The sequence below is a fragment of the Pseudomonas sp. FBCC-B1565 genome (assembly GCF_059133265.1).
This window is the reverse complement of sequence record NZ_CP101438.1, coordinates 5,084,624-5,107,918: the sequence shown is the minus strand read 5'-3', so window position 1 is coordinate 5,107,918 and position 23,295 is coordinate 5,084,624. Positions and strand designations below refer to the sequence as shown.

The 23,295-nt window shown below is 60.8% G+C and carries 22 protein-coding genes; 5 read left to right on the top strand and 17 right to left on the bottom strand.

The features are described 5' to 3' along the window. Window positions 1-25 precede the first annotated feature (25 nt). Complete coding sequence (locus NL123_RS23665; protein WP_248486704.1) at window positions 26-697, bottom strand: COG3650 family protein; 672 nt, start codon at window positions 695-697, stop codon at window positions 26-28. Window positions 698-860: 163 nt separating this feature from the next. Here NL123_RS23665 and NL123_RS23660 point away from each other — a divergent pair, with 163 nt between their 5' ends. Further along, complete coding sequence (locus NL123_RS23660) at window positions 861-1,223, top strand: hypothetical protein (protein ID WP_248486706.1); 363 nt, start codon at window positions 861-863, stop codon at window positions 1,221-1,223. A gap of 10 nt (window positions 1,224-1,233) precedes the next feature. Here the strand turns inward: NL123_RS23660 and NL123_RS23655 are convergent, their stop codons facing one another. Continuing rightward, window positions 1,234-1,833, bottom strand: coding sequence for a short chain dehydrogenase (locus NL123_RS23655; RefSeq protein WP_248486707.1), 600 nt, complete (start codon window positions 1,831-1,833; stop codon window positions 1,234-1,236). Between the two features lie 103 nt (window positions 1,834-1,936). Between NL123_RS23655 and NL123_RS23650 the strand changes: the two genes are divergently transcribed. Next, window positions 1,937-2,845, top strand: coding sequence for a LysR family transcriptional regulator (locus NL123_RS23650; RefSeq protein ID WP_058425236.1), 909 nt, complete (start codon window positions 1,937-1,939; stop codon window positions 2,843-2,845). Here NL123_RS23650 and NL123_RS23645 read toward each other — a convergent pair. The 9 genes from NL123_RS23645 to NL123_RS23605 form a co-directional block, all read right to left on the bottom strand. Continuing rightward, complete coding sequence (locus NL123_RS23645; protein WP_248486708.1) at window positions 2,842-3,327, bottom strand: DoxX family protein; 486 nt, start codon at window positions 3,325-3,327, stop codon at window positions 2,842-2,844. The two genes, NL123_RS23650 and NL123_RS23645, sit on opposite strands and share 4 nt — an antisense overlap. After that, window positions 3,324-4,100 (bottom strand): HvfC/BufC N-terminal domain-containing protein, encoded by a 777-nt coding sequence (locus NL123_RS23640; protein ID WP_248486709.1) that lies wholly within the window; start codon window positions 4,098-4,100, stop codon window positions 3,324-3,326. Before NL123_RS23640 ends, NL123_RS23645 begins: the two co-directional genes overlap by 4 nt. Continuing rightward, window positions 4,097-4,975, bottom strand: a complete 879-nt coding sequence (bufB, locus tag NL123_RS23635; protein ID WP_248486710.1) for an MNIO family bufferin maturase — start codon at window positions 4,973-4,975, stop codon at window positions 4,097-4,099. The genes NL123_RS23640 and bufB overlap by 4 nt, the downstream gene beginning before the upstream one ends. Window positions 4,976-4,998: 23 nt before the next feature. Further along, the gene (locus NL123_RS23630; protein WP_248486711.1) at window positions 4,999-5,295 is read right to left on the bottom strand and encodes a BufA1 family periplasmic bufferin-type metallophore; all 297 of its coding nucleotides are present in this window, start codon (window positions 5,293-5,295) and stop codon (window positions 4,999-5,001) included. A 163-nt stretch (window positions 5,296-5,458) separates the two neighbouring features. Continuing rightward, window positions 5,459-6,160 (bottom strand): ABC transporter ATP-binding protein, encoded by a 702-nt coding sequence (locus NL123_RS23625; RefSeq protein ID WP_017844798.1) that lies wholly within the window; start codon window positions 6,158-6,160, stop codon window positions 5,459-5,461. Window position 6,161: 1 nt separating this feature from the next. After that, on the bottom strand, window positions 6,162-6,929 hold the full coding sequence (gene livG / locus NL123_RS23620) for a high-affinity branched-chain amino acid ABC transporter ATP-binding protein LivG (protein WP_058425231.1): 768 nt from the start codon (window positions 6,927-6,929) through the stop codon (window positions 6,162-6,164). Further along, a complete protein-coding gene (locus NL123_RS23615) occupies window positions 6,926-8,179 on the bottom strand; it encodes a high-affinity branched-chain amino acid ABC transporter permease LivM (RefSeq protein WP_071496882.1) in 1,254 nt (417 codons plus the stop codon). The genes livG and NL123_RS23615 overlap by 4 nt, the downstream gene beginning before the upstream one ends. Further along, complete coding sequence (gene livH, locus NL123_RS23610) at window positions 8,176-9,099, bottom strand: high-affinity branched-chain amino acid ABC transporter permease LivH (protein WP_058425229.1); 924 nt, start codon at window positions 9,097-9,099, stop codon at window positions 8,176-8,178. The genes NL123_RS23615 and livH overlap by 4 nt, the downstream gene beginning before the upstream one ends. 229 nt (window positions 9,100-9,328) lie before the next feature. Beyond that, entirely contained in the window at window positions 9,329-10,456 is a 1,128-nt protein-coding gene (locus tag NL123_RS23605; RefSeq protein WP_248486713.1) for a branched-chain amino acid ABC transporter substrate-binding protein, read from the bottom strand. A 341-nt stretch (window positions 10,457-10,797) separates the two neighbouring features. Between NL123_RS23605 and NL123_RS23600 the strand changes: the two genes are divergently transcribed. Continuing rightward, window positions 10,798-11,100: a DUF2288 domain-containing protein gene (locus NL123_RS23600; protein ID WP_017530446.1), complete on the top strand. Its 303-nt coding sequence runs from the start codon at window positions 10,798-10,800 to the stop codon at window positions 11,098-11,100. A gap of 222 nt (window positions 11,101-11,322) precedes the next feature. Here the strand turns inward: NL123_RS23600 and NL123_RS23595 are convergent, their stop codons facing one another. The 3 genes from NL123_RS23595 to NL123_RS23585 all read right to left on the bottom strand — a co-directional run bounded on the left by NL123_RS23595 (window position 11,323) and on the right by NL123_RS23585 (window position 16,474). Beyond that, on the bottom strand, window positions 11,323-13,500 hold the full coding sequence (locus tag NL123_RS23595) for a hypothetical protein (RefSeq protein WP_248486714.1): 2,178 nt from the start codon (window positions 13,498-13,500) through the stop codon (window positions 11,323-11,325). Between the two features lie 204 nt (window positions 13,501-13,704). Continuing rightward, window positions 13,705-15,969, bottom strand: a complete 2,265-nt coding sequence (locus NL123_RS23590; protein WP_494356474.1) for a putative bifunctional diguanylate cyclase/phosphodiesterase — start codon at window positions 15,967-15,969, stop codon at window positions 13,705-13,707. A gap of 139 nt (window positions 15,970-16,108) precedes the next feature. Further along, the gene (locus NL123_RS23585; protein ID WP_179028378.1) at window positions 16,109-16,474 is read right to left on the bottom strand and encodes a YkgJ family cysteine cluster protein; all 366 of its coding nucleotides are present in this window, start codon (window positions 16,472-16,474) and stop codon (window positions 16,109-16,111) included. Between the two features lie 251 nt (window positions 16,475-16,725). On the opposite strand from NL123_RS23585, the gene NL123_RS23580 reads away from it, so the two are divergent. Further along, on the top strand, window positions 16,726-18,072 hold the full coding sequence (locus NL123_RS23580; RefSeq protein WP_071496874.1) for a spinster family MFS transporter: 1,347 nt from the start codon (window positions 16,726-16,728) through the stop codon (window positions 18,070-18,072). Between the two features lie 167 nt (window positions 18,073-18,239). On the opposite strand, the gene rapA is transcribed toward NL123_RS23580, so the two are convergent. After that, window positions 18,240-21,086, bottom strand: coding sequence for an RNA polymerase-associated protein RapA (gene rapA, locus NL123_RS23575; RefSeq protein WP_494356473.1), 2,847 nt, complete (start codon window positions 21,084-21,086; stop codon window positions 18,240-18,242). A 219-nt stretch (window positions 21,087-21,305) separates the two neighbouring features. On the opposite strand from rapA, the gene NL123_RS23570 reads away from it, so the two are divergent. Then, window positions 21,306-21,647, top strand: a complete 342-nt coding sequence (locus tag NL123_RS23570) for a hypothetical protein (RefSeq protein WP_058425221.1) — start codon at window positions 21,306-21,308, stop codon at window positions 21,645-21,647. On the opposite strand, the gene NL123_RS23565 is transcribed toward NL123_RS23570, so the two are convergent. Then, window positions 21,644-22,825 carry an aminotransferase class V-fold PLP-dependent enzyme gene (locus tag NL123_RS23565; RefSeq protein ID WP_248486722.1) on the bottom strand — a complete coding sequence of 394 codons (1,182 nt, stop codon included), beginning with the start codon at window positions 22,823-22,825 and terminating at the stop codon, window positions 21,644-21,646. The genes NL123_RS23570 and NL123_RS23565 overlap by 4 nt on opposite strands. Further along, complete coding sequence (locus NL123_RS23560; protein ID WP_494356472.1) at window positions 22,822-23,292, bottom strand: RidA family protein; 471 nt, start codon at window positions 23,290-23,292, stop codon at window positions 22,822-22,824. The genes NL123_RS23565 and NL123_RS23560 overlap by 4 nt, the downstream gene beginning before the upstream one ends. Between the last annotated feature and the right edge of the window lie 3 nt (window positions 23,293-23,295).

The following is a 23,295-nucleotide window of genomic DNA, read 5'->3' as shown; positions in this document are numbered from 1 at the left end:
CATGTTAAAACAGCATGGCGTCGCGTCAGTCGTCGCGCGAGCCGCCGAACGATGCGCAACCGCGCTGTACCTGGCCATTGACGCGCAACTCGGCGGTCATGTGCTGCAAACTGCCACTGACCGGGTCGACACAACGCTGCGGCGCTACCCACAATTCCACGTGCTGATTGTTGGCCTCGGTCATCAGGTTGAAGCGGCCGTCACCGATTTGCTCTTCCACATAAGGCACGGCCAGTGGCGGCTGGCCTTCGCGATCCAGCACCAGGCCCTTGGCGGTGACGTTCATCACCCAGGTCGGCTTGTGGCCGTTGGCGCGCAGGATCATGCGCTTGAAGTCCGGGTCGCCGCAGGCCGAGGTGGAGCGTTCGACGCGGTAGAGTTGTTGCAGGTCGACGCTGCCCTCGGTGCCGCTGGCAACCCCGGAGAACTTGCCGCGCAGGTCGGCAAACAATGCGCCTTGCTGGCCGGCCAGGGAGGCCGCTTCCTGCAGGATGCTGGTGCCACCGGTGTCATTGACCACATAGTTGCGTTTGTCGTTGCACGGCTGGAACAGCAGTTTGCCGCCGACCGCAGTGAGTTCACCCTGCATGCGGGTCAGCCCGGCGAGCGACGGCTTGGCAGGATCACTCTCGAACATCTGGCAGGCAGCGAACAGCGGAAGCAGGGCAAACAGGAATAGGGTATTGGCGGCACGCATTATCGGGTCTCCAGACAAGTGCCGCCACGTTACGCAGGCCGGCGCTGCATCACAAGCCCATGACATAGTTTGACGCAGGTCTGCCTGCGGTCGGATCAGGAATATTCGTACAGGCGGGTCGAGGCATGTATGAGAGCGTCATTTTTTCGATAGGAGAAAGGCGATGGGCTTTCGACGGTGTCTCTGTGGTTTTTTGCTGGTAGCGAGTTCTGCGCTGGCTGGCGAGCCGGCGCGGGTGGAGTTTTCGTCCGCCACCGATTTTGCGGCAATCACCGTTGACCTCAAGCAAGACCTGGCGAGCAACCCGGGCGTTGTCTGGGTCGATGTAGAGTTGAGTCCGCAGGCGAGGGCGCGTCTGAAGGCGATCTCGTTGTTGACGATCAACCAACGATTGAGCATTTACGTCGACGGCCTTGCGATGAGTGCAACACCATCTGTCGTCAGAAGTGTTCTGGATGGGTTTTACGTCCGAATGGGCGTCCCTCAAGACTTGTTCATCAAGTGGGTGCCTTGGGGGCGCCATTAGCGGCCGGGAATCAACCCACGATAAACGTCTGACCGGTCTGTAATCCCTCCACACTTTTGGCGTAGGCCAATGCCACGTCGGCTCCAGCAGCCGGTTTGTAGCCACGGAAATACGGCGCGTAGCTGCCCATGGCCTCCACCAGAACCGTCGGGCTGACGGCGTTGACGCGCAGGCCCCGTGGCAGCTCGATGGCAGCGGCTTTGACGAACGCATCCAATGCACCATTGACCAGTGCGGCCGAGGCGCCGGTGCGGATCGGGTCGCGGTTGAGGATGCCGCTGGTGAAGGTGAACGAAGCACCATCGTTGGCGTACTCACGGCCGATCAGCAGCAGATTGACCTGGCCCATCAGCTTGTCACGCAAGCCCAACTCGAAATCGCTCTCGCTCATTTCGCCCAATGCCACGAAGTTTACGCTGCCCGCCGCACAGACCAGGGCATCGAACTTGCCGGTCTGCTCGAACAGCTTGCGGATCGACGCGCTGTCGCTGATATCCACCTGGAAGTCACCGCTGCTGCGGCCGATGCTGATCACCTCGTGACGCTGAGCCAGTTCCGCCTTGACCGCCGAGCCGACGGTGCCGCTGGCGCCAATCAATAGGATTTTCATGGTGCTGTTCCTCTAGGGGTAAGTGAAGGTTCAGTCTAGAGTGGCTTTTTGCTTGGATAAACGCACTAATAGGCAACCTTTGGTTTTCTTTTGGAAACAATCCATGAGCGAGATGGATGACTTGGCGGCCTTCGCCGTGTTGATCGAAGCCGGCAGTTTTACCGTCGCCGCCGAGCAACTGGGCTGTAGCAAAGGGCAATTGTCCAAGCGTATCAGCCAGCTGGAAGCGCGGTTCTCTGTGGTGTTGCTGCACCGCACCACGCGCAAGCTCAGCCTGACCGCAGCCGGTGCGGCCTTGTTGCCCCAGGCCCAGGCCCTGGTGGTACAGGTGGATCGCGCCCGTCAGGCATTGGCCCGGCTCAAGGACGACCTTGCCGGGCCGGTGCGTATGACGGTGCCGGTGTCCTTGGGGGAAACCTTTTTTGATGGGCTGCTGCTGGAGTTTTCCAAGCAATACCCGCAGGTGCAGATCGAGCTGGAGCTTAATAACAACTATCGAGACCTGGCGCGAGATGGGTTCGACCTGGGGGTGCGCTCCGGCTCCATTGAGAACGAGCGGCTGGTGGTCAAGCCGTTGCTGGCCTGGCGTGAGATGACCTGCGCCAGCCCGGCTTATCTTGAGCAACACGGCGAACCGGCGACGCCAGCCGACCTGGCCAGTCATGCTTGCCTGCTCAACAGCCACTACAGCGGCCGTGAAGAGTGGTTGTACCACCAACAGCACGAGTTACTGCGGGTACGAGTCAGCGGCACGTTTGCCTCCAACCACTACAACCTGCTCAAAAAAGCCGCGCTGGTGGGGGCGGGTATTGCACGGTTGCCGTCCTACGTGCTGCCGGCGGAATTGGCAGATGGCCGACTGCGTTGGCTCCTGCGCGATTATCAGACGCGCAGCATGCCGATGTACCTGGTGCATCCGTATCAGGGCGGCTTGCCGCGTCGCACCCAGGTGTTGGCCGACTACCTGGTGGATTGGTTCAAGCGCAGCGGCGAAGCCCTGGACCGCCTTTAACGGTAGCGGCGAGCGATCAGGTGATCGATCGACAAGCGACCCGGGCCCTTTGCGACCAGCAACAGCAATAACGCGAGCCAGGTGCCATGGGTTGGGTAGGCGTCCGGGTAGACAAACAATTGAATGGTCAGGGTCATGCCGACCAGGGCCAGGGCCGAGAAGCGCGTGGCGAACCCGACAAGGATCAGCACCGGGAAAAAGTGCTCGGCAAACGCAGCCAAGTGCGCTGCGACTTCCGGCGATAGCAACGGCACATGGTATTCGCTGCGAAACAGCGGTAGCGTCGAGGCGGCCAGGCGCGGTTCACCGAATTGGAAGGTGCCGTTGACCAGGTCTATGGCAAAGCCTTCGACTTTGGTTTGCCCGGATTTCCAGAACACCGCGGCAATCGAAAAGCGCGCGAGAAAGGCGATCAGGCTGTAGGGAATTTGCTCGAAAAGCGCGATGACCTGATTGATCAGGCCCGAAGGGCGAGTGTTCATGGCGATACCTTTTGTTCTGGATGCAAATGAGTAATGGCGTTGTGGCTGATCAGCAGCGCCAGGCATTGGTGCAGGTCAAACTCGGCGCCGGCCTCAAGCGCGTGCTCCACGGCGTTTTCCAAGGTCGCGCCCCGGGCCAGGTTGTTGATGAACGCGACAGCATCAGGGGTGACTGCGAATACCTTGACCTCCAGACCCTGGCGCAACACCAGGGCACTCTGTGGCTGCCAGGGATCCAGGTTTTCCAGGCTCCCCTCGGTCTGGTGTGCCGCCCACAGCGCTACTACTGCATAGGCTGAGTCCAGCGTGGCCAGGGAGGGGTGCCATTGCAGGCGCAGCCCACCCAGGTCCGTTTGACTTTGCAGTGCCTGTAATACGGTCTGTTGATCCAGGGGTTGGCTGTCTGCCGCGTGGTAGGCCTGTACCCGCAAGCGCTCCAGCCGGGCCATGTCGGCGAGATAAGGCACGCTGGCTGCCGGTTCGAACCCCTCGATGAAGCAGGCGAACGCGCTACCGTACCCGCTCATCAATGGGCTGGTGGGCGGGTGCGCCTGTGCATAAAGGCCGGCCATCGCGCGGAAAAACGCATCGCCCACCAACTGCAACGTCACGGGATAAGCCGCAGCCAACGCGTTGACCAATGAGCTGTGCACATTGTTGCGGTACACCGCGAAGCGGCTGGCTGGCTCGGCGCCATTGCTGCTGAACAGGCCGTCGGGGCAAGGCAGGTCCGGTGCCAACAAGGCCGCGGTGAAGGCGTCTTGCCGGCTCATGGGGTCACCTGTGAAAGATACCTGTCAGCTTGCCGGGCCTCGGCTTGCAGCACGCTGAACGCGGGCAGGTGGTTATCCCGCTCGATCAGCGTTGCCACTGGACCGATGCGCGCCAGTACCGACTCGTAGAGTTGCCACACGGCGTTATCGACAGGGGCGCCGTGGTCATCGATCAGCAAGCGGTCGCCAAGGCTGTCGGTGTCTTCGGCAAACCCCGCCAGATGAATCTCTGCCACCGCGTGCAACGGCAAGGCATCGATGTAGGACTGCGGATCACGTTGATGATTGATGCACGACACGTAGACGTTATTCACGTCCAGCAGCAAGCCACAGCCGGTACGGCGGATGATTTCGCTGATGAAGTCGGTTTCGTCCAGGGTGGAGCACTGGAATTGCAGGTAGGTCGACGGGTTTTCCAGCAGCATCGGCCGCCTGAGTGTGCTTTGCACCTGGTCGACGTGTTCGCATACCCGTTGCAGGGTGGCGTGGTCGTAGGCCAGGGGCAGTAGGTCGTTAAGGAACACCGGGCCGTGGCTGGACCAGGCCAGGTGTTCGGAAAAGGAGTGAGGTTGGTAGCGCTCGATCAGTGCCGCCAACCGTGCCAGGTGGTCACGGTCCGGCGGGGCTTCGCCACCGATGGACAAGCCCACACCGTGCAAGGACAGCGGGTACTGCGCGCGGATCAACCCCAGGTAATGATGAAAAGGGCCGCCGGCCACCATGTAGTTTTCGGCGTGCACTTCAAAAAAACCGATATCGGGTGAGGTCTCAAGCACTTCAACGAAGTGCTCATGCTTGAGCCCCAGTCCGGCCCGACCGGGAAGGCCGGGCGCCTGAGCCTGGGAGACGGCTTGCAGGGATGAAAGAGTCATCATCAGTACTCAGGTTTTGCGAGGGATCAGGATTTAGCGGTGAAGGCCGCTTCCTGGCCGAAACCGGTCGGCGAGGTGGAGCTTGGGGTTTTGAGGCAGGTGCCGGCAGGGACCAGTTTCCAGGCGTTGGCCTGGTCTTTGACTTTCGAGGTCCCGGCGCAGGAAGTGCCGGCGCCCGCGGCGCAATCGTTCTTGCCCGCTTCAGCGACGCCGAAGCATTTCTGCATGTCGTCGGCAGCGTGGGCGGTGGTGGTCAGAGTGGACAGGCTCAGGGCAGAACCGAGGGCCAGGACGAGGGTAGCGGCAGACAGTTTGGTAGTCATTGTGTATCTCCAGCAGTGGGTTGAGTTGGCGGGCTTGAGTGCCTGCTTGTACCACTAGAGACGGCAGGGTGGAATCCGTTACAAGTCGATCAAAAATAATTTCAGGCGACGCGAAACAAATATGGGAGGGGCAAGCCCCTCCCACATTTCAGAGCCGGTTCGCCTAGCCGCCGAGGTACGCCTCACGCACCTTCGGATCGGTCAGCAACTGCTCGCCCGTGCCCTGCATCACCACCCGGCCGTTTTCCAGCACATAGGCGCGGTCAGCAATCTTCAAGGCCTGGTTGGCGTTCTGCTCCACCAGGAACACTGTCACACCGTCCTTGCGCAGTTGTTCGATGATGTCGAAGATCTGCTGGATGATGATCGGCGCCAGGCCCAGGGAAGGTTCGTCCAGCAGCAACAGCTTGGGCTTGCTCATCAGCGCCCGGCCGATGGCGAGCATTTGCTGCTCGCCGCCGGACATAGTGCCGCCGCGCTGGCTGAAGCGTTCCTTGAGCCGAGGGAACAGGTGCAACACCTTGTCCATCTGCTCCTGGTAGTCGCCCTTGTCGGTGAAGAAGCCGCCCATGGCGAGGTTTTCTTCGACCGTCAGGCGCGAGAACACGCGGCGGCCTTCCGGCACTACCGCAATGCTTTTACGCATGATGTGGGACGACTGCTGCCCCACCAGCTCTTCACCCATGTAGCGGATGCTGCCGCTATGGGCCTGGGGCGACCCGCACAAGGTCATCAGCAGGGTCGATTTGCCGGCACCGTTGGCACCGATCAGCGTAACGATCTCACCTTGGCGCACTTCCACGTTGACGCTGTGCAGGGCCTGGATCTTGCCGTAGAAAGTGGAAACGTTTTCGAATTGCAGCATTTTACGCTTCCCCCAAATAGGCTTTGATCACTTCAGGATTGTCGCGGATCTGCTCCGGTGTCCCGTCGGCCAGCGGCGTGCCCTGGTTGATCACTACGATGTGGTCGGAAATGCTCATGACCAGCTTCATGTCGTGTTCGATCAACAGCACCGTGGCGTTGTTTTCTTCACGCAACACGCTGATCAGCGCCTTGAGGTCTTCGGTTTCCTTGGGGTTCAGGCCGGCGGCCGGTTCGTCGAGCATCAGGATCCGCGGGCGGGTCATCATGCAGCGGGCGATTTCCAGGCGACGTTGCTGACCGTAGGCCAGGGTGCCAGCAGGGCGGTTGGCAAACTCGGTGAGGTTGACCTTGTCCAGCCAGTACTCGGCGTATTCCATGGCCTCGCGCTCGCTCTTGCGGAACGAAGGGGTCTTGAACAGTCCCGCAAAGAAGTTGGTGTTCAGGTGACGGTGCTGGGCGATCAACAGGTTCTCGACCGCCGTCATGTCCTTGAACAAGCGCACGTTCTGGAAGGTCCGTACCACGCCCTTGCGGGCGATCTCGTGACCGGCCAGGCCCTGGATCGGCTGGCCGTCCAGCAGGATGCTGCCACCGCTCGGCTTGTAGAAGCCGGTGAGGCAGTTGAACACCGTAGTCTTGCCGGCCCCGTTGGGGCCGATCAGCGCGACTACTTGTTTCTCTTTCACGGTCAGGGCCACGCCGTTGACCGCCAGCAACCCGCCGAAGCGCATGCTCAAGTTTTCGACTTTCAGGATCTCGCGGCTCATTTGCGCAGCTCCATGTGTGGGCGTTGCATCGGGAGCAAACCTTGAGGACGCCAGATCATCATCAGCACCATCATGGCGCCGAACATCAACATGCGGTATTCGCTGAACTCACGCATCATTTCCGGCAGCAGGATCATCACGATCGCCGCCAGGATCACGCCCAGTTGCGAGCCCATGCCCCCCAGTACCACGATGGCGAGGATGATCGCCGACTCGATAAAGGTGAACGACTCCGGGGTCACCAGGCCTTGGCGCGCGGCGAAGAAGCTGCCGGCGAAACCGGCGAACGCAGCGCCCAGGGTAAAGGCGGAGAGCTTGATGATGGTAGGGTTCAGGCCCAGTGCGCGGCAGGCGATCTCATCTTCGCGCAGCGCTTCCCACGCACGGCCGATGGGCATGCGCAGCAGGCGGTTGATCACGAACAGCGCGGCCAATGCCAGCAGCAGCGCCACCAGGTACAGGAACACCACTTTGCTCACCGGGTTGTAGTCGATCCCGAAGTACTCGTGGAACGTCTGCATGCCTTCAGCGGCGGAACGGTCGAACGACAGCCCGAAGAACGTCGGCTTGGGGATGCTGCTGATGCCGTTGGGGCCACCGGTGATATCGGTGAGGTTACGCAGGAACAGGCGGATGATTTCACCGAAGCCCAGGGTCACGATCGCCAGGTAGTCGCCGCGCAGGCGCAGCACCGGAAAGCCCAGCAGGAAGCCGAACGTCGCCGCCGCCATGCCAGCCAGTGGCAGGCAGACCCAGAAGCTCCAGCCCAGGTAATGCGAGAGCAGCGCATAGGTGTAGGCACCCACGGCATAGAAGCCCACGTAACCCAGGTCGAGCAGGCCGGCCAGGCCCACCACGATGTTCAGGCCCAGACCCAGCAACACGTAGATCAGGATCAGGGTGGCGATGTCGACCGCACCGCGCGAGCCGAAGAACGGCCAGATCAACGCGGCGATGATCAGGGCAATGATGATGTAGCGCTGGGTGCGCGGCAGGGTCAGGAATTGGCTGACCTTGGGCGATACCAACGGACCACGGTTGCTCTTGAGCAAGGCATTGAACTGATCGCTGAACAACACGCGCAGGAACATCAGCACCGAACACAGGGCGATGACGGTCAGGGTCACGGGACCTGTGCCATGCACTTCAAGGTTGATGCCGACAATGCTCAGCTTGAGGCCGAGTACCGGGAAGGCCACGGCCCATACCAGCAAGGCGCTGAAAAACGCCGATTTAAGATATCTGCTCATACTTTCTCAACCTCCGGACGGCCCAGGATGCCGGTCGGACGGAACAACAGCACCAGAACCAACAGGCCGAACGCCACGACGTCCTTGTATTGGTCACCGAAGATATCGGCGCCAAAGGCTTCAGCCACCCCCAGCACCAGGCCACCGAGCATCGCGCCCGGGATACTGCCGATGCCGCCCAATACCGCCGCGGTGAAAGCCTTGAGGCCTACCAGGAAACCGGCGTTGGGGTTGATCACGCCGTACTGCATGCTCAGCAGCACCGCCGCGACGGCGGCCAGCGCAGCACCTATCACGAAGGTCAGGGCGATGATGTTGTTGGTGTTGATGCCCAACAGGTTGGCCATCTTGATGTCTTCGGCGCAGGCCCGACAGGCGCGCCCCAGACGGGAGCGGGAGATGAACAGGGTCAGGCCCAGCATCGCCACCAGGGTGACGACGAAGACCAGGACCTGCATGTAAGAAATCAGCACTTCTTGTGCGCCACCTGGGCCGAAGGAGAAGCTCCCCGGAATCAGGTTGGGAATGGACTTGTCCTTGGAGTCCTGGGACAGCAGTACAGTGTTCTGCAGGAAAATCGACATGCCGATGGCGGAAATCAGCGGGATCAAACGGTTGCTGCCACGCAAGGGACGGTAGGCAACCCGCTCGATACTGTAGCCATAGGCACTGGTCACGACGATCGATGCAAGGAACGCAGCGGTCATCAACAGCGGCAGGGAGTGGATACCCAGCATGGCCAGCCCGGCAAGGGCGATGAAGGCCACGTAGGAGCCAATCATGTACACCTCGCCATGGGCGAAGTTAATCATTCCAATGATGCCGTAAACCATTGTGTAGCCAATGGCTATCAAGGCATAGGTGCTGCCAACGGTCATGCCGTTAACCAGCGTTTGGAAAAAATGATAGATCTCAGGCATTACAGCGCTCCTAAAAACCCGATACGCATTTCACTGGTGGAGTCATGTTCCGGCCCTGCACTGTGTTCTGTGAGCACATTTGCACAAAGCGTTTGCCAGCGAACCGCTGGTGACGGTTTTAAGATTTTCAGGTGAGCCAGCGCCCGGATCGCGGGTGTCAGGCCCATAAACCTCGTAAAACAAAGCCCACTGCTTTCACAGTGGGCTTGCTGGACCAGTAATGCCTGGCTTACTGAGGGGAAACTTCGGTTTTTGGTTTACCGAAGTGCCATTCGTAGACCACGAACTTGAAGTCCTTCAGGTCGCCCTTGGCGTCGAAGCTCAGGTCGCCGGTTGGGGTCTTGAAGGTGCCTGCGTGGATGGCAGCAGCCACTTTGGCGGTGTCTTCGGACTTCGCGGCAGCGATACCGCCGGCGATGACTTCAACAGCCGAGTAGGACGGGAACACGAACGGACCGGTTGGGTCCTGCTTGTTCTTGGTGAACTCTTCAACGATCGCCTTGTTGGCTGGATCGGTGTCGAACGATTTCGGCAGGGTAACCAGCAGGCCTTCGGAAGCGTCCTGGGCGATTTGCGAGATGGAGTCGTTGCCGACACCTTCTGGGCCCATGAACTTGGCGTTCACGCCTTTTTCCTTGGCTTGGCGCAGGATCAGGCCCAGCTCAGGGTGGTAGCCGCCGTAGTAGACGAAGTCGACGTTGGCTTGCTTGAGCTTCTGGATGAGCGAACCGAAGTCTTTGTCGCCAGCGTTGATGCCTTCGAAGAGGGCAACTTTCACGCCTTTCTTCTCGAGAGTCTGTTTGACGGCGGTGGCGATGCCTTCACCGTACTGCTGTTTGTCGTGAATGACTGCAACGACTTTTGGCTTCACGTGATCGGCGATGTAGTTACCGGCCGCAGGGCCTTGGGCGCTGTCCAGGCCGATGGTGCGGAAGACCAGTTTGTAACCACGGGAAGTGATTTCCGGGCTGGTGGCAGCCGGGGTGATCATGATCACGCCTTCGTCTTCATAGATGTCGGAGGCTGGCTGAGTGGAGCTGGAGCAGAGGTGGCCGACCACGAACTTGACGCCGTCGTTGACCACTTTGTTGGCCACGGCAACGGCTTGTTTAGGATCGCAAGCGTCGTCGTACTCCTTGGCTTCAAGCATTTTGCCGTCGACGCCGCCCTTGGCGTTGATGTCGGCGATGGCTTGCTTGGCACCCATGAATTGCATGTCGCCGTATTGCGTCACAGGACCGGTTTTAGGACCTGCGATACCGATCTTGATGGTGTCGGCTGCGAACGAATGGCCGGCAACCCCAGCCAGGACCATAGCGGCAAACAGTTTGGAAATCTGCTTAGTAGCCTTATTCATAGTGCTCCACTCTTACTGTTGTATTTTTTATAGTTCTAGCGGCCTTGTGAGCTGCAGAACCGGATCAGATATCTCGGATATCCCCCCGGCAGTGCCCTGGCAACTGTACCGGTACAGTGTAGAGCGCCGGTTGATCGCTTGAAAAGCTGGCTGCTGGGGGCAAAACCCGGGTATGTCGCTTAAATGAAAGAAAAAGACAGAATTGCGGCGGGGTGATGCCAGAGTTTCGGGCAATCCTTGGCTTTCCTGACACTTTCAATCGATGACGCATTTGCAACTGGGTTTTTCTGCCTGACGCTCGACGTTATGATTGCGCCGATTTTTTATTCAGGTGAACTCCCATGACGCAAGAACCTAGCACCCTCTATGCCAAGCTGCTCGGTGAAACTGCCGAAATTTCCTGGAAGGAGCTTGAGCCGTTCTTTGCCAAGGGTGCCCTATTGTGGGTCGATGCGGGTCTGGATTTGATCGAAGCAGCCGAAGGCATGGCCGAGGATAACCGCGACAAAGTCGCCGCTTGGCTGGCTGCGGGGAGCCTTGGCGAAGTGTCTGCGACGCGGGCATTGGACCTGGTTGAGCGTGATCCAAGTTTGTGGGCGGTGGTGGTTTCGCCTTGGATACTGATCCAGGAAAGGGCGGCGTAAAGAATGAGCGCACTAAAAAGGTGCGCAATTCAGGCTGTCAGAAGTGTGTAGCGGAGTAACCGCCGGCACCGTGATGGCACCTTGCCGTAGAGAAAGGTCACAGGTGAGGGTGACGTAAACGTCACGGGAACAGTTATACCCGTGGCACAAGCGCTGCAAAATTGTTTCCCGATATGTTCGCATCCCCCTGCAGGAGCCGGTGATCCGGCTCCTGCAGGCAGGTCAGGCGGTTTTGCCAGTGTGGTTGTTCAGCGAGATCACCTTGGTCTTGCCAATCCGGTGGCGGTAGATCTCACGCAAGTACTTGATCGCCTTCTTCACGCAATCCCGTGACAGGCGAATGTCATTGATCGACACGAACTTCTCCTTGTCGTTGATCAACTCGCGGTACTTCTTCTCATACATCGGCTTGATCGCGTACCAGTTGGTGTCGAGGATCTTCGCCGGGTTCTCGAACTCGTTGAGCAACTCGTCGATACGGTCTTCGTCGAAGTCCTCGTGGATGATGAAGTCCAGGATCGAGTTGTCCAGCGTGTCATCGAAGCGATACGGGTTGCGCGCAAAGCAGCGTTTGATGAAGGCCACGATCAACGTGAGGAAGTCATCCGACAGGCACGGGCTCTTGGCGATCAGGGTGGTCAGCGACAGGTTGGCCGAGGCGCCGATCACCAGGGCGTAGCGCTTGAGCGTGGTGTTGGGGAACAGGCTGTTGAGGTGGGTCTTGAGCCGGTTCAAGTCCATGTAGGACAGCTTGTAGTCCTTGGGCAGTGACACAATCGAGACCACCGACGAGCAGTTCTTGAAGAAGTGCAGGTCATGCAGCGCGGCGGCGTCGTAGCCAGAGTTCTTGTACTGTTCCAGGGACGCCTTGTAGCGCTTGGATTCGATCGGCAACAGGCTGATGCCTTCGATGGCCTGGGTGACCTTGTTGAAGTGCGGCAGGTCGATGGAACGGAAGAACAGGTCGTCGATGTTCAGGCGCTGCGGCTCTTTCTCGAACACCTTGAATTTGTCATTTGACGGCGCCGGGGTTTCCGGGACCACGGACTCTGCGTAGGCAATCGCCACTGGGCCGGCCAGGCTCATGAACAGGTCGTTGGCATCCAGGCGAATGGTTTCGCCGATGTCGATGCCGGCGCGCCGGAAATAGTTCTGGTCGTAGTCGGTGGTCACGGCCTGGGCGGTGAGGATGTTGAAGATCTGCTGGGAAATGTACTGGTTGGCGTGTTTTTCCATGGCATTGACGTCAATGTTCTGGATATTGCCGTCATCGCTTTCTTCGGCATAACGCATGATGTCGTTGGAGATCAGCATCATCGCGTTCCACGGCCGGATTCGCCCCTTCACGCTGGCTTCGCTGCTGTCTTCATTGGCGAAGTTGTACGAAAAATCCCATTCTTCCGACAGGTATTTGCACAGCAGTCGCCCGGCGTTGATGTGCAGCGCCTCGGACATTTCGCTGCGGTGGTCGGAAATGTTCGGCAGCACGCAGATGCCGCTGGTGAAGATCGGCTCGAACACAAAGGCGTGGCCGCTCTTGCTGTCGTGCTCATCGGCGGGCTTGGTGTCGAAGGTCTTGTTCATGTACGAGTGTTGCTGGGCCAGGCCGAATTCCGAAGCCATGCCTGAACCTGTGCCGCCGCCGGCGCTGAAGATCGAGAAGTACAGGCGCGACTGGTTGGCCTTGATGCCGCAGGAGTCGATCAGGTACGAGTGGATCATCTTCCAGTCGGGGCTGGAAAAGCGCTGGGTGTCTTTGTTCAGGATGATCTTGGCCAGGTACTGGCCGAGGATCGGCGCATTGCCGGCGCCGCCGGCATGGACCTCCGACAGGTCCATGATTTTCATCTTGCTGTAGTCGCGCAGGAAGCCGCTTTTCTCGCCTTTGCGCGAGAAGCGGATACGCCCGGCGATGTCCTTGTCCAAGTCGCCCAGCATCACCAGCGGCTCCACCAGGAACACCGGTTTGCTGGCCTTGCCGCTGCCCAGGCGCAGGTTGTTGCGCAGCCACTGGGCCGGGCTGTAGCCCTTGTCTTGTGACTTGTCTTCGTTGCTGAATTCGTTCAGGTAGAACTTGCGCGCGTTGTACACCAGTTCCGCCACGTCCAGCGCGATGTTCGAACCGCAGCGGCCCAGGCCGATCAGGCACACCGAGGGGAATTCCTGTTCGTTGCGCGGATCGCTGTCGCCTTCCAGGTGGGGCGGTCGCGGGAACACCATGTCGCGCAGGCCGTCGAGATTGTCGAGGATGCGGTCGGTATTGGTCTCGGTGAAGTACAGGTATTGCTGGGTGGCCAGCGGGCGGGCGGTGCTCAATGACTTTGAACCTGAGGGTGTGTCCGCAGGAGCTGGGAGCAACACGTCGGATACCACGGTGGCAGAGTTATTTTTAGAAGTCATTGTGCGCCATGTGCCTGGGCGGATGGCTGAAGAGAATCAAGGGGCCATCACGGAATGGGTGTTCGCGACTTTACAGTGCGTCCTTGTCCTGGACGATTGGGTTTTACCCCGATGATTTCAGGGAAAACACGGCCGGACTCTGATGAATCGGCCGTTCGTCGGGGTTCTTTAGGCAAATGATGGCGAAATGCCAAAGATTGGGCGTCAGCGAATTGGCCTGACGATGGACGTGGAGCCGCCGCGGCATGGGGAATGCTCTTTGGGTGCGCTGCTGTCCTTGGCGCCCTGCGTGCTGTGCGGGTACAGCGGGTTACGCAGGCTGATGCCCTGCATCACGCCCATAATGTCACTGGCCGGCACGGCCGGGCTCAGCAGGTAGCCCTGGACGAAGTCGCAGCCATGCTTGAGCAGCAGCTCGAACTGGGCCTGGGTTTCCACGCCTTCGGTCACGACTTCCAAGTGCAGGGTATGGGCCATGCCGATAATCGCCTGGACGATCTCGATATCGGCGGTGGACTTGGGAATATCCTGGATAAACGAGCGATCAATCTTCAACGTGTTGAGTGGCAGCCGCTTGAGGTAGGCGAGGGAGGAGTAGCCGGTGCCAAAGTCATCGATGGCCAGCGACACGCCCAGCGCGCGGATTTGCCGCAGCAACGCCAGGGTGCTGCTGATGTTGCCCATCAGCGCATTTTCGGTGACTTCCAGTTCCAGGCGGTTCGCGCCGATCCCGCTGAAGCGCAAGGCGTCTTCGATTTCGTCCGCCAGCTCGTCACGGGCCAGGTTCAGCGCCGAGCAGTTCACCGCCATGGTCAGGTCGGTGTAGCCCCGGTCAGACAGCAGGCTCAGGTCATGACACGCCTGGCGCAGTACCCAGTGGTCCAGTTCGGCAATCAGCCCGTTGCTTTCGGCGATGCCGATAAACCGGTCCGGCGCCAGCAACCCGTGCTGGGGATGCTGCCAGCGCACCAAGGCTTCCAACCGTGTGACCTTGCCCAATTTCATGTCAAAGATCGGTTGGTAGAACAACACCAGTTGGTTGCGGGTGCGCAGTGCGCTGCGCAGTTCTTCCTCCAATTGCAGTTCGAGGAAGGCACGGGTCTTCAGGTTGGAGCTGAAGAAGTTCAAGTTGTTACGCCCGGCGTCCTTGGACTGGTACAGCGCCAGGTCGGCAGTTTTCAGCAGCTCTTCGCAGGTCAGGCCGTCATCGGGGAACAGGCTGATGCCAATACTGGTGGTCATCACCATGCGCCGGCCGGCCAGCTCGATGGGTTCTTTCATCTGCTGCATGATGCGCTGGGCCAGGTGCCGCGCCTCGTCGCGGTGGTGGATGCTGATCAGGATGCAGAACTCATCGCCGCCAAAGCGCGCCACCACATCCGCATGGCTGCGCACTGAGCCCTTGATATGCCCGGCCAGCACGGTGAGCAGCTGGTCGCCGGCGTCATGCCCGAGGCTGTCATTGATGCGTTTGAAGTGGTCGATATCGAGGAAGATCACCGCCATCATGCCGTTTGACGCGGTTTTTTCGGCGAGCTTCTCGGCAAAGATCTGATTGAAACCGCGACGATTGAGCAGGCTGGTGAGGGCGTCGTAATGGGCCACCTGTTGCAGCGACGCGCGGGCCTGGTCGAGTTCGCTGAGCAGGGCGTTGACCCGCCGCAGGTCGCGTTCCTTGTGCTGCAGTTTTTTGTCGGCCAGGGCGGCGCTGATGCTGCTGCCGATCACCAGCAGGGTGATGACGGCCACCGACAAGCCCAGTTGAATGGGGTTGTTATCCAGTGGCAACGAAAGGTCGGCCCCGTTGGGAACGATGAGTTGCATGGCCGCCATGCCGGTAAAGTGCATGCTCAGGATCCCGGCGCCGAGTACCAGGCTGGCGGCATACTTGAGCAGTTGATGGAACACACCGGCGCCGGTACGCAGGTAGCTCGACAGCAACAGCGCAGCCAGGCTGGCGCCGATAGCGATACCCACCGAGGCCATGAACAGTCCAGACTCGAAATAGACTTTGGCCTGCGAGCGCATGGCTGACATACCGACGTAGTGCATCAGGGCGATGCCAATGCCCATCCACACCGACGCCAGCAGGTACTGGTGGAAACGCAGGTTGGAATGACTGAGGGTCTGCATGGCGAACAACGAGGCGACCAACGCAATCAACAGCGAAGCAAACGTCATCAACAATTCGTAGTGGATTGCGATGGGTGCCTGGAAGGCCAGCATGCTGATGAAATGGGTGGACCAGATCCCGCCTGCCAGGCAACCGGCGCCGAGCCAGCGCCAGTGGCGTCTGGCGGTAGGGTCCTCGACATGGCCGACACGTTCGGCCATATCCAGCGTGCCGAAGCCCGCCGCGCAAGCGACCAGATAGGCGAGCAGCACCAGAAAGGGGTTATGACTGCAATTGAGTAATAAGTGCCCGCTCTCTGGAAGCTCGGTAAAAAAATGCAGACCTAGCCATTCCATAGCATGTCCCGTCATAGAGTCACGTCACTGCCTGAGGCGATGACCTATGAGGTCGAGTATAGAAGCGTAGGAAAATTCGCAAGGAATAATGGCACTTTGCTTCGCTACGATTTTGGCATGCCGTCCATAGCGTTTGATGCTAAGCGCTGATGGGCAGGTCCAATTCGATAGGTGCTTCCAATGGCGCCAGGCCAAAGGCGGCGCGTGCTGCATCGCAATCGGCGTTGTGCACGCCGTCGTACCACGAGGACTCGAACTCACGGCACACGCTTGAGCGTTGTTCGTAGATCGTGCAGCGGGTGCCTTGGCCCACTTCGCCCTCAAGGCTGCAGCAGCGCGCGGGTTTCTGGTCGGTGCCGATCATGGCCACGCGGGTCGGGTTGATCTGCACCACCAGGTCATCGGGCACCGTGCCCCCCGACGAGGCGCACTCACCCCAGAAGAAGGACACACGAAAGTGTGAACAGCAGGCACCGCAATTCAGACACGGACTGGCTTCGGACATGGGCGTCATCGATAAGAAAAGTAGGTTGGGGATGCTACGGAAGGCTCGCCATTCTATCCGTGCCATGGCCATTGGGAAGGGGGGCGCGCACTTATATTTTTGTGGGGAAAGTCCCGTGTTGCCGGGCGAAATCATGCCCTATCAGCTTTACGAATCATTACAGACAACCGGGCCCTGCCTGACTATGTTGCAGGTACCGGGCAGGATGCATCGGGCATCGCAGCTCTCATAACAATAAAAGAGACGGACCCATGCAGAACTCGACCCAAGCGGCGAATGCCTGGCGCATTCTGTTCCTGCTGTTCCTCGCCAACCTGTTCAACTTCTTCGACCGCACCATCCCGGCGATCATCATCGAGCCAATCCGCATGGAATGGCACCTGAGCGACTTTCAGCTCGGCATCATCGGCACCGCCTTCACCATCGTCTACGCCATTGCCGGGCTGCCGCTCGGGCGCCTGGCCGACACCGGCTCGCGCAGCAAACTGATGGGTTGGGGCCTGTTCGCCTGGAGCGGGCTGACGGCGGTCAATGGTCTGGTCGGCAGCTTCTGGACGTTTCTACTGGTGCGCATGGGCATCGGCATTGGCGAAGCCAGCTATGCGCCGGCCGCCAACTCGCTGATTGGCGACCTGTTCCCGGCACACCGCCGCGCGCGGGCCATGGGGATCTTCATGCTGGGCCTTCCGTTGGGGCTGTTGCTGGCGTTCTTCACCATTGGCTGGATGGTCAAGGCATTCGACAGCTGGCGTGCGCCGTTCTTTATCGCTGCGGTGCCGGGGCTGATCCTGGCGGTGTTCATGTTCTATATCAAGGAACCCAAGCGCGGCGCGGCAGAGACCGTACAAGTATCCCAGGAACGCGTCGACCGCCCGATCCGCCGTGTGCTGGCGGTACCGACCTTCCTGTGGCTGGTGCTGGCCGGGTTGTGCTTCAACTTCGCCACCTATGCCTGCAACTCATTCCTGGTGCCGATGTTGCAGCGTTACTTCCTGATGCCATTGCAGGATGCTGCGGTTGCTACGGGTGTGATTGTCGGCCTGACCGGCCTGGTGGGCCTGACCCTGGGCGGCTGGATTGCTGACAAAATCCATCAGCGGGTCGCCAATGGCCGCCTATTGTTTGCGGCGTTCAGCCTGATCATCTCTACCGTGACCACCGCGTGGGCGTTACACGCCGGGCGCATCGAGATTGGTGTGTTTGTGGCGCTGTTCAGTGTGGGCTGGTTGTTCGCTTATAACTTCTACACCTGCGTGTATACAGCGATCCAGGACGTGGTCGAGCCGCGCCTGCGGGCCACGGCGATGGCGCTGTTCTTCGCCGGCCTGTACTTGCTGGGCGGTGGCATGGGGCCGATCGTGGTGGGTGGCTTGTCCGACCACTTTGCCCATTCGGCGATGTACGCGGCGGGGGCAGAGCAGATGACCGAGGCTTACAAGGCCGTGGGATTGCACGACGCCATGTACCTGATTCCGGTGGCGTTGTTTTTGACCATGCTGTTCCTGTTCCAGGCATCGCGCAGTTTTGTGCGCGATGCCAAGCGGATGAAGGATGGGCTGGGGGCGGTTGAGGTGCCGGCTTCGGCGGTGACCGCTTGATATTGAGGTGACGCCATCGGGGGCAAGCCCCCTCCCACATTTGACTGGGTTGTCATATCGATCACCGATCAATTGTGGGAGGGGGCTTGCCCCCGATGGGGCCTCGAAGGCCAATAAAAAAGGCCCGCATTGCGCGGGCCTTTTCATTTAACAGGACAGGGCAGTGATCAACCCGCCACCAACACCCGAATCGCTTCCAACCGCAGCGCCGCTTTGTCGAGCATGGCCAAGCCTTGCTCGCGCTGATTGCGCAGGGCCACCAACTCACTGTCACGCACGGTTGGGTTGACCGCTTGCAACGCAGTCAGGCGCGCCAGTTCTTCGTCGGTGTCCGCCGCCAGGCGACGCTTGGCCTCGGCCACACGCTCGGCGTGGCGCGGGGTGATCTTCTCTTCACCGGCGTTGATCCGTGGCGTGAGTTGATCGCGCTGGGCCTGCACGAACTTGTTGGCGCTGGCGCGTGGCACGCTTTCCAACTGGTCGTTGAGGGTTTCGAACGACACGCGGCCGGACAGGTCATTGCCGTTGGCATCCAGCAGGCAGCGCAGGGCGGCCGGTGGCAGGTAGCGACCCAGTTGCAGCGAGCGCGGGGCAACCACTTCGCTGACGTAGAGCAGTTCCAGCAACACGGTGCCCGGCTTGAGCGCCTTGTTCTTGATCAGCGCCACCGCGGTGTTGCCCATGGAACCGGACAGCACCAGGTCCATACCGCCTTGTACCATCGGGTGTTCCCAGGTAATGAACTGCATGTCTTCACGGGACAGCGCCTGGTTGCGGTCGTAGGTGATTGTCACGCCTTCGTCGTCGCCCAGGGGGAAGCTGGCGTCGAGCATCTTTTCGCTGGGCTTGAGGATCAGCGCGTTTTCCGAATGGTCTTCGCTGTCGATGCCGAACGCGTCGAACAGGGTTTCCATATAGATCGGCAGGGCGAACTGGTCGTCCTGCTCGAGGATGTCCTCGACCAATGCATCGCCTTCACCGGCGCCGCCGGAGTTGAGTTCCAGCAGGCGGTCGCGACCGGTGTGCAGTTCCTCTTCCAGGCGCTCGCGCTCGGCACGCGCCTCGTCGATCAGGGCTTGCCACTCGCCGTCGTCGGCGTTTTCCAGCAGCGGCAGCAGGCGCGGGCCGAACTGATGCTGCAAGGCGTTGCCGGTCGGGCAGGTGTTGAGGAACGCGTTCAGCGCCTCGTGGTACCACTGGAACAGGCGCTCTTGCGGGCTGGTTTCCAGGTACGGCACGTGCAGTTCGATCACGTGTTTCTGGCCGATCCGGTCCAGACGGCCGATGCGCTGTTCCAGCAGGTCGGGGTGGGACGGCAGGTCGAACAGTACCAGGTGGTGGGAGAACTGGAAGTTGCGGCCTTCACTGCCGATTTCCGAGCAGATCAACACCTGGGCGCCAAACTCTTCATCGGCGAAGTAGGCGGCGGCGCGGTCACGCTCGAGAATGTTCATGCCCTCGTGGAACACCGTGGCCGGAATGCCGGAGCGTACGCGCAGGGCGTCTTCCAGGTCCATGGCGGTTTCGGCGTGGGCGCAGATCACCAGGACCTTGGTGCGCTTGAGCATTTTCAACTGGTCGATCAGCCATTCGACCCGAGGGTCGAAGCGCCACCAGCGGTTTTCTTCTTCGACGTCCGGCTGCGCCTGGAAGCTGACTTCGGGGTACAGCTCGGCGTGTTCACCCAGCGGCAGCTCCAGGTATTCGTCCGGGTTCGGCAGCGGGTAGGCGTGCAGCTTGCGCTCCGGGAAACCCTGCACGGCGGCGCGGGTGTTGCGGAACAGCACACGGCCGGTGCCGTGGCGGTCGAGCAGCTCACGCACCAGGCGGGCGCTGGCTTCGGTATCGCCATCGTTGACGGCGGTGAGCAGGGCTTCACCTTCGTCGCCGAGGAAACCCTGGATGGTCTTGTGTGCGGCAGGGGACAGGCGGCCCTTGTCCAGCAGCTCCTGCACGGCTTCGGCTACCGGGCGATAGTTCTCGCTCTCGGCGCGGAAGGCGGCGAGGTCATGGAAACGGTTCGGGTCCAGCAGGCGCAGGCGCGCGAAGTGGCTGTCCTGGCCCAGTTGTTCGGGGGTGGCGGTGAGCAGCAGCACGCCGGGAATCACTTCGGCCAGTTGCTCGACCAGCGCGTATTCCGGGCTGGCCTTGTCTTCATGCCACACCAGGTGGTGGGCTTCGTCGACCACCAGCAGGTCCCAACCGGCGGCAAACAGCGCGTCCTGGGCCTTCTCGTCGTCCACCAGCCACTCTAGGGCCACCAGGGCCAACTGGGTGTCTTCGAACGGGTTGGTGGCATCGCTTTCGATAAAGCGTTCTTCGTCGAACAGCGCCACCTGCAGGTTGAAGCGACGGCGCATTTCCACCAACCATTGGTGCTGCAGGTTTTCCGGAACCAGGATCAGCACGCGATTGGCGCGGCCCGACAGCAGTTGGCGATGGATCACCAGGCCGGCTTCGATGGTCTTACCCAGGCCCACTTCGTCGGCCAGCAAGACCCGTGGCGCGATACGGTCGGCGACTTCACGGGCGATGTGCAGTTGGTGCGCAATAGGTTGCGCACGCACGCCGCCCAGTCCCCACAATGAGGACTGCAATTGGCGGCTGGTGTGTTCCAGGGTGTGATAGCGCAGCGAGAACCAGGCCAGCGGGTCGATCTGCCCGGCGAACAGACGGTCGCTGGCCAGGCGGAACTGGATGAAGTTGGAGAGTTGGGTTTCCGGCAGGGTAACCTGCTCGTTCTGCCCATTGAGGCCGTGGTACACCAGCAGGCCGTCGACGTCGTCGACTTCCTGCACGGTCATTTTCCAGCCTTCGAAATGGGTGATGCTGTCACCCGGCGAGAACCTCACGCGGGTGAGGGGCGCATTCCGTAGCGCATACTGACGAGTGTCGCCAGTGGCCGGATAGAGCACGGTCAACAAGCGCCCGTCCTGTGCCAGAACGGTGCCTAACCCCAGCTCTGCTTCGCTGTCACTAATCCAGCGTTGCCCCGGTTGATACTGCTGCGCCATGCTGCCTGACTCCCGCCGTGAAAAAGCCGACTATCTTAACGGAACAAGCCCCCACGCCCAAGGACTCTGACAAAAACTACTCCGTTTGCATGGGGGGCCGGAAGCCGAATCGACGGGTGGCGGGCACTTGGGAGTGTCGACTGGGTCACAGGTTGGCGAGCCTGTGCTCAAGTCACCCTGCAACCCGCCGACAGCCTGTTGATCAGGAGAATAATCACTATGCTGCCACCCATGCTGCCCGTCAGCGTTGTGCCGGTCACGTCGCAACTCGATCCGGTGCGCCAGAAGCCGGACATCCCGCCCGTGGTGCCGGTCCAGCCGGGCTCCAACGAGAGCACCATCGACCTGAAAAAGGGCGATGCCGAGACGTCGACCTTTTTGCTGCGCGAAGAACAGCGCCGCCAGCAGGAACAACAGAGACGCCGGCGTGAAGCCGATGAAGACCCGGAGCAGCACCTGGCCATTCCGGGCGATGTGTTGAATGCCGACAACACCGTGCCAGTGGCGCCGCTGATCGAAGATGCACCGCGCCAGGGCCTTTGGGTGGACGTCGAGGTTTAGTCGCGCAACTCGCGCAGGGCTGCTATCAGCAACTCGATATCATGCTCGTTGTTGAGCGGGCTCACCGAGATCCGCGCCACGCTCTCCAGGCCGCGCGCCTGCATATCCAGCGGAGTGTAGGCCGCGCCGTTGGCGCCGATATTGATGCGCTTCAAACCCAGGCGCCGCTTGAGTTCAAAGGCATCCCAGCCGGCCAGGTTGAAGGCGATAAGGCCGGATTGGCGAGTACCCAGGTCATGCAGGGTAATGCCCGCAATCCCACGCAACGCTTCGCGGATTCGCGCGCTGGTCTGCGAAACCCTCTCCCACGCGCGCTCGATGCCCAGCCGATTCATCTCCTGCAGCGCATTGCCCAGCCCGGCCAGCAAGGCGAAGGATGCCTCGCTGGTTTCAAAGCGCCGTGCGTCATTGCGCAGGTCGAAACCCTGGCCCGTCCAGGGCGCCGAAAACACGTCGCGCTGGGCCGGGTTCAGGCGCCCGAGGAAATCCGGCCGCACATACAACAGCGCCGTCCCGCGTGGACCGCGCAGATGCTTTCTTCCGGCGGACTTGAGCACATCGCACTGCAATGCTTGTACGTCTACCGGCACCTGGCCGACGGCCTGGCCGGCGTCGATAAAGTAGGGGATGGCGTGACGCCTGGCCAATTCACCGATGGCCTGGGCGGGGTTGATCAGGCCGCCGTTGGCCGGGAGCCAGGTGAGGTCGATCAGCTTTACCTTGGCATCGAGCATTGACTCCAACGCCACCGGGCAGACTGCGCCGCTTGCATCGCAGGGGATGACCTCCACGCGTGCACCCGCTTGCACCGCCCGTTCCATGCTGGCCAGGTTGCCGCCCCATTCGTGACGGCCTACCAGAATGCGGTCGCCGGGTTGCCAGGGGCCCAGGGCCTGGAACGCCAGGCTCCAGGCGGTCGAGCCACTGCTGGCAAATGCGATGGACGAGGTGGGGGCGTTGAGCAGTTGCGCGGCGGCGCGGCGGGCTCTTTCCACCAGCACGGCGCCATGTTCGCCGGCTTCCATCGGGCCGTCGCGAGCTTCCCGTTGCAGCTGCTCGATGATTGCATCAAGGGTTGCCTGGCTGGGCAGGGAAGCACCGGCGTGGTTGAAATGCACGATGCCGGACTGGCAGCCAGGCGTGTCATCCCGCAGGTGCTGGACTTCAAGCGGGCTCATGGGTGCAGCTCGAAAATCGCATCAACCTCCACGGCCACACCGGCCGGCAGGCTGGACACGCCGACGGCGGTGCGCACATGCCGGCCTTTTTCGCCAAGCGCGTTGACCAGCAGGTTGGAGGCACCGTTGGCCACCACGCTCTGTTGCGTGAAGTCGCCGCTGCTGGCGATGAATACACCCAGGCGCACGGTACGCACCAGGCGCGACAGGTCATCGCCGAGGGCATTGCTCAACTGCCCCAGCAGGCCCAGCGCAGCGAGTTCCGCCGCTTGTGCACCTTCTGCATCGCTGAGGGACTCGCCCAACCGGCCCACATAGGCGGGTTTACCCTCCACCAGCGGGATTTGCCCGGAGACGAACAGGTGATTCTGGCTGACCACGTGGTTGATGTAATTGGCAATCGGCTGGCTGGGGGTGGGCAGCGTGAGGCCCAGGGCTTGCACGCGTTGGCGGAGGGAGTCGCTCATGAT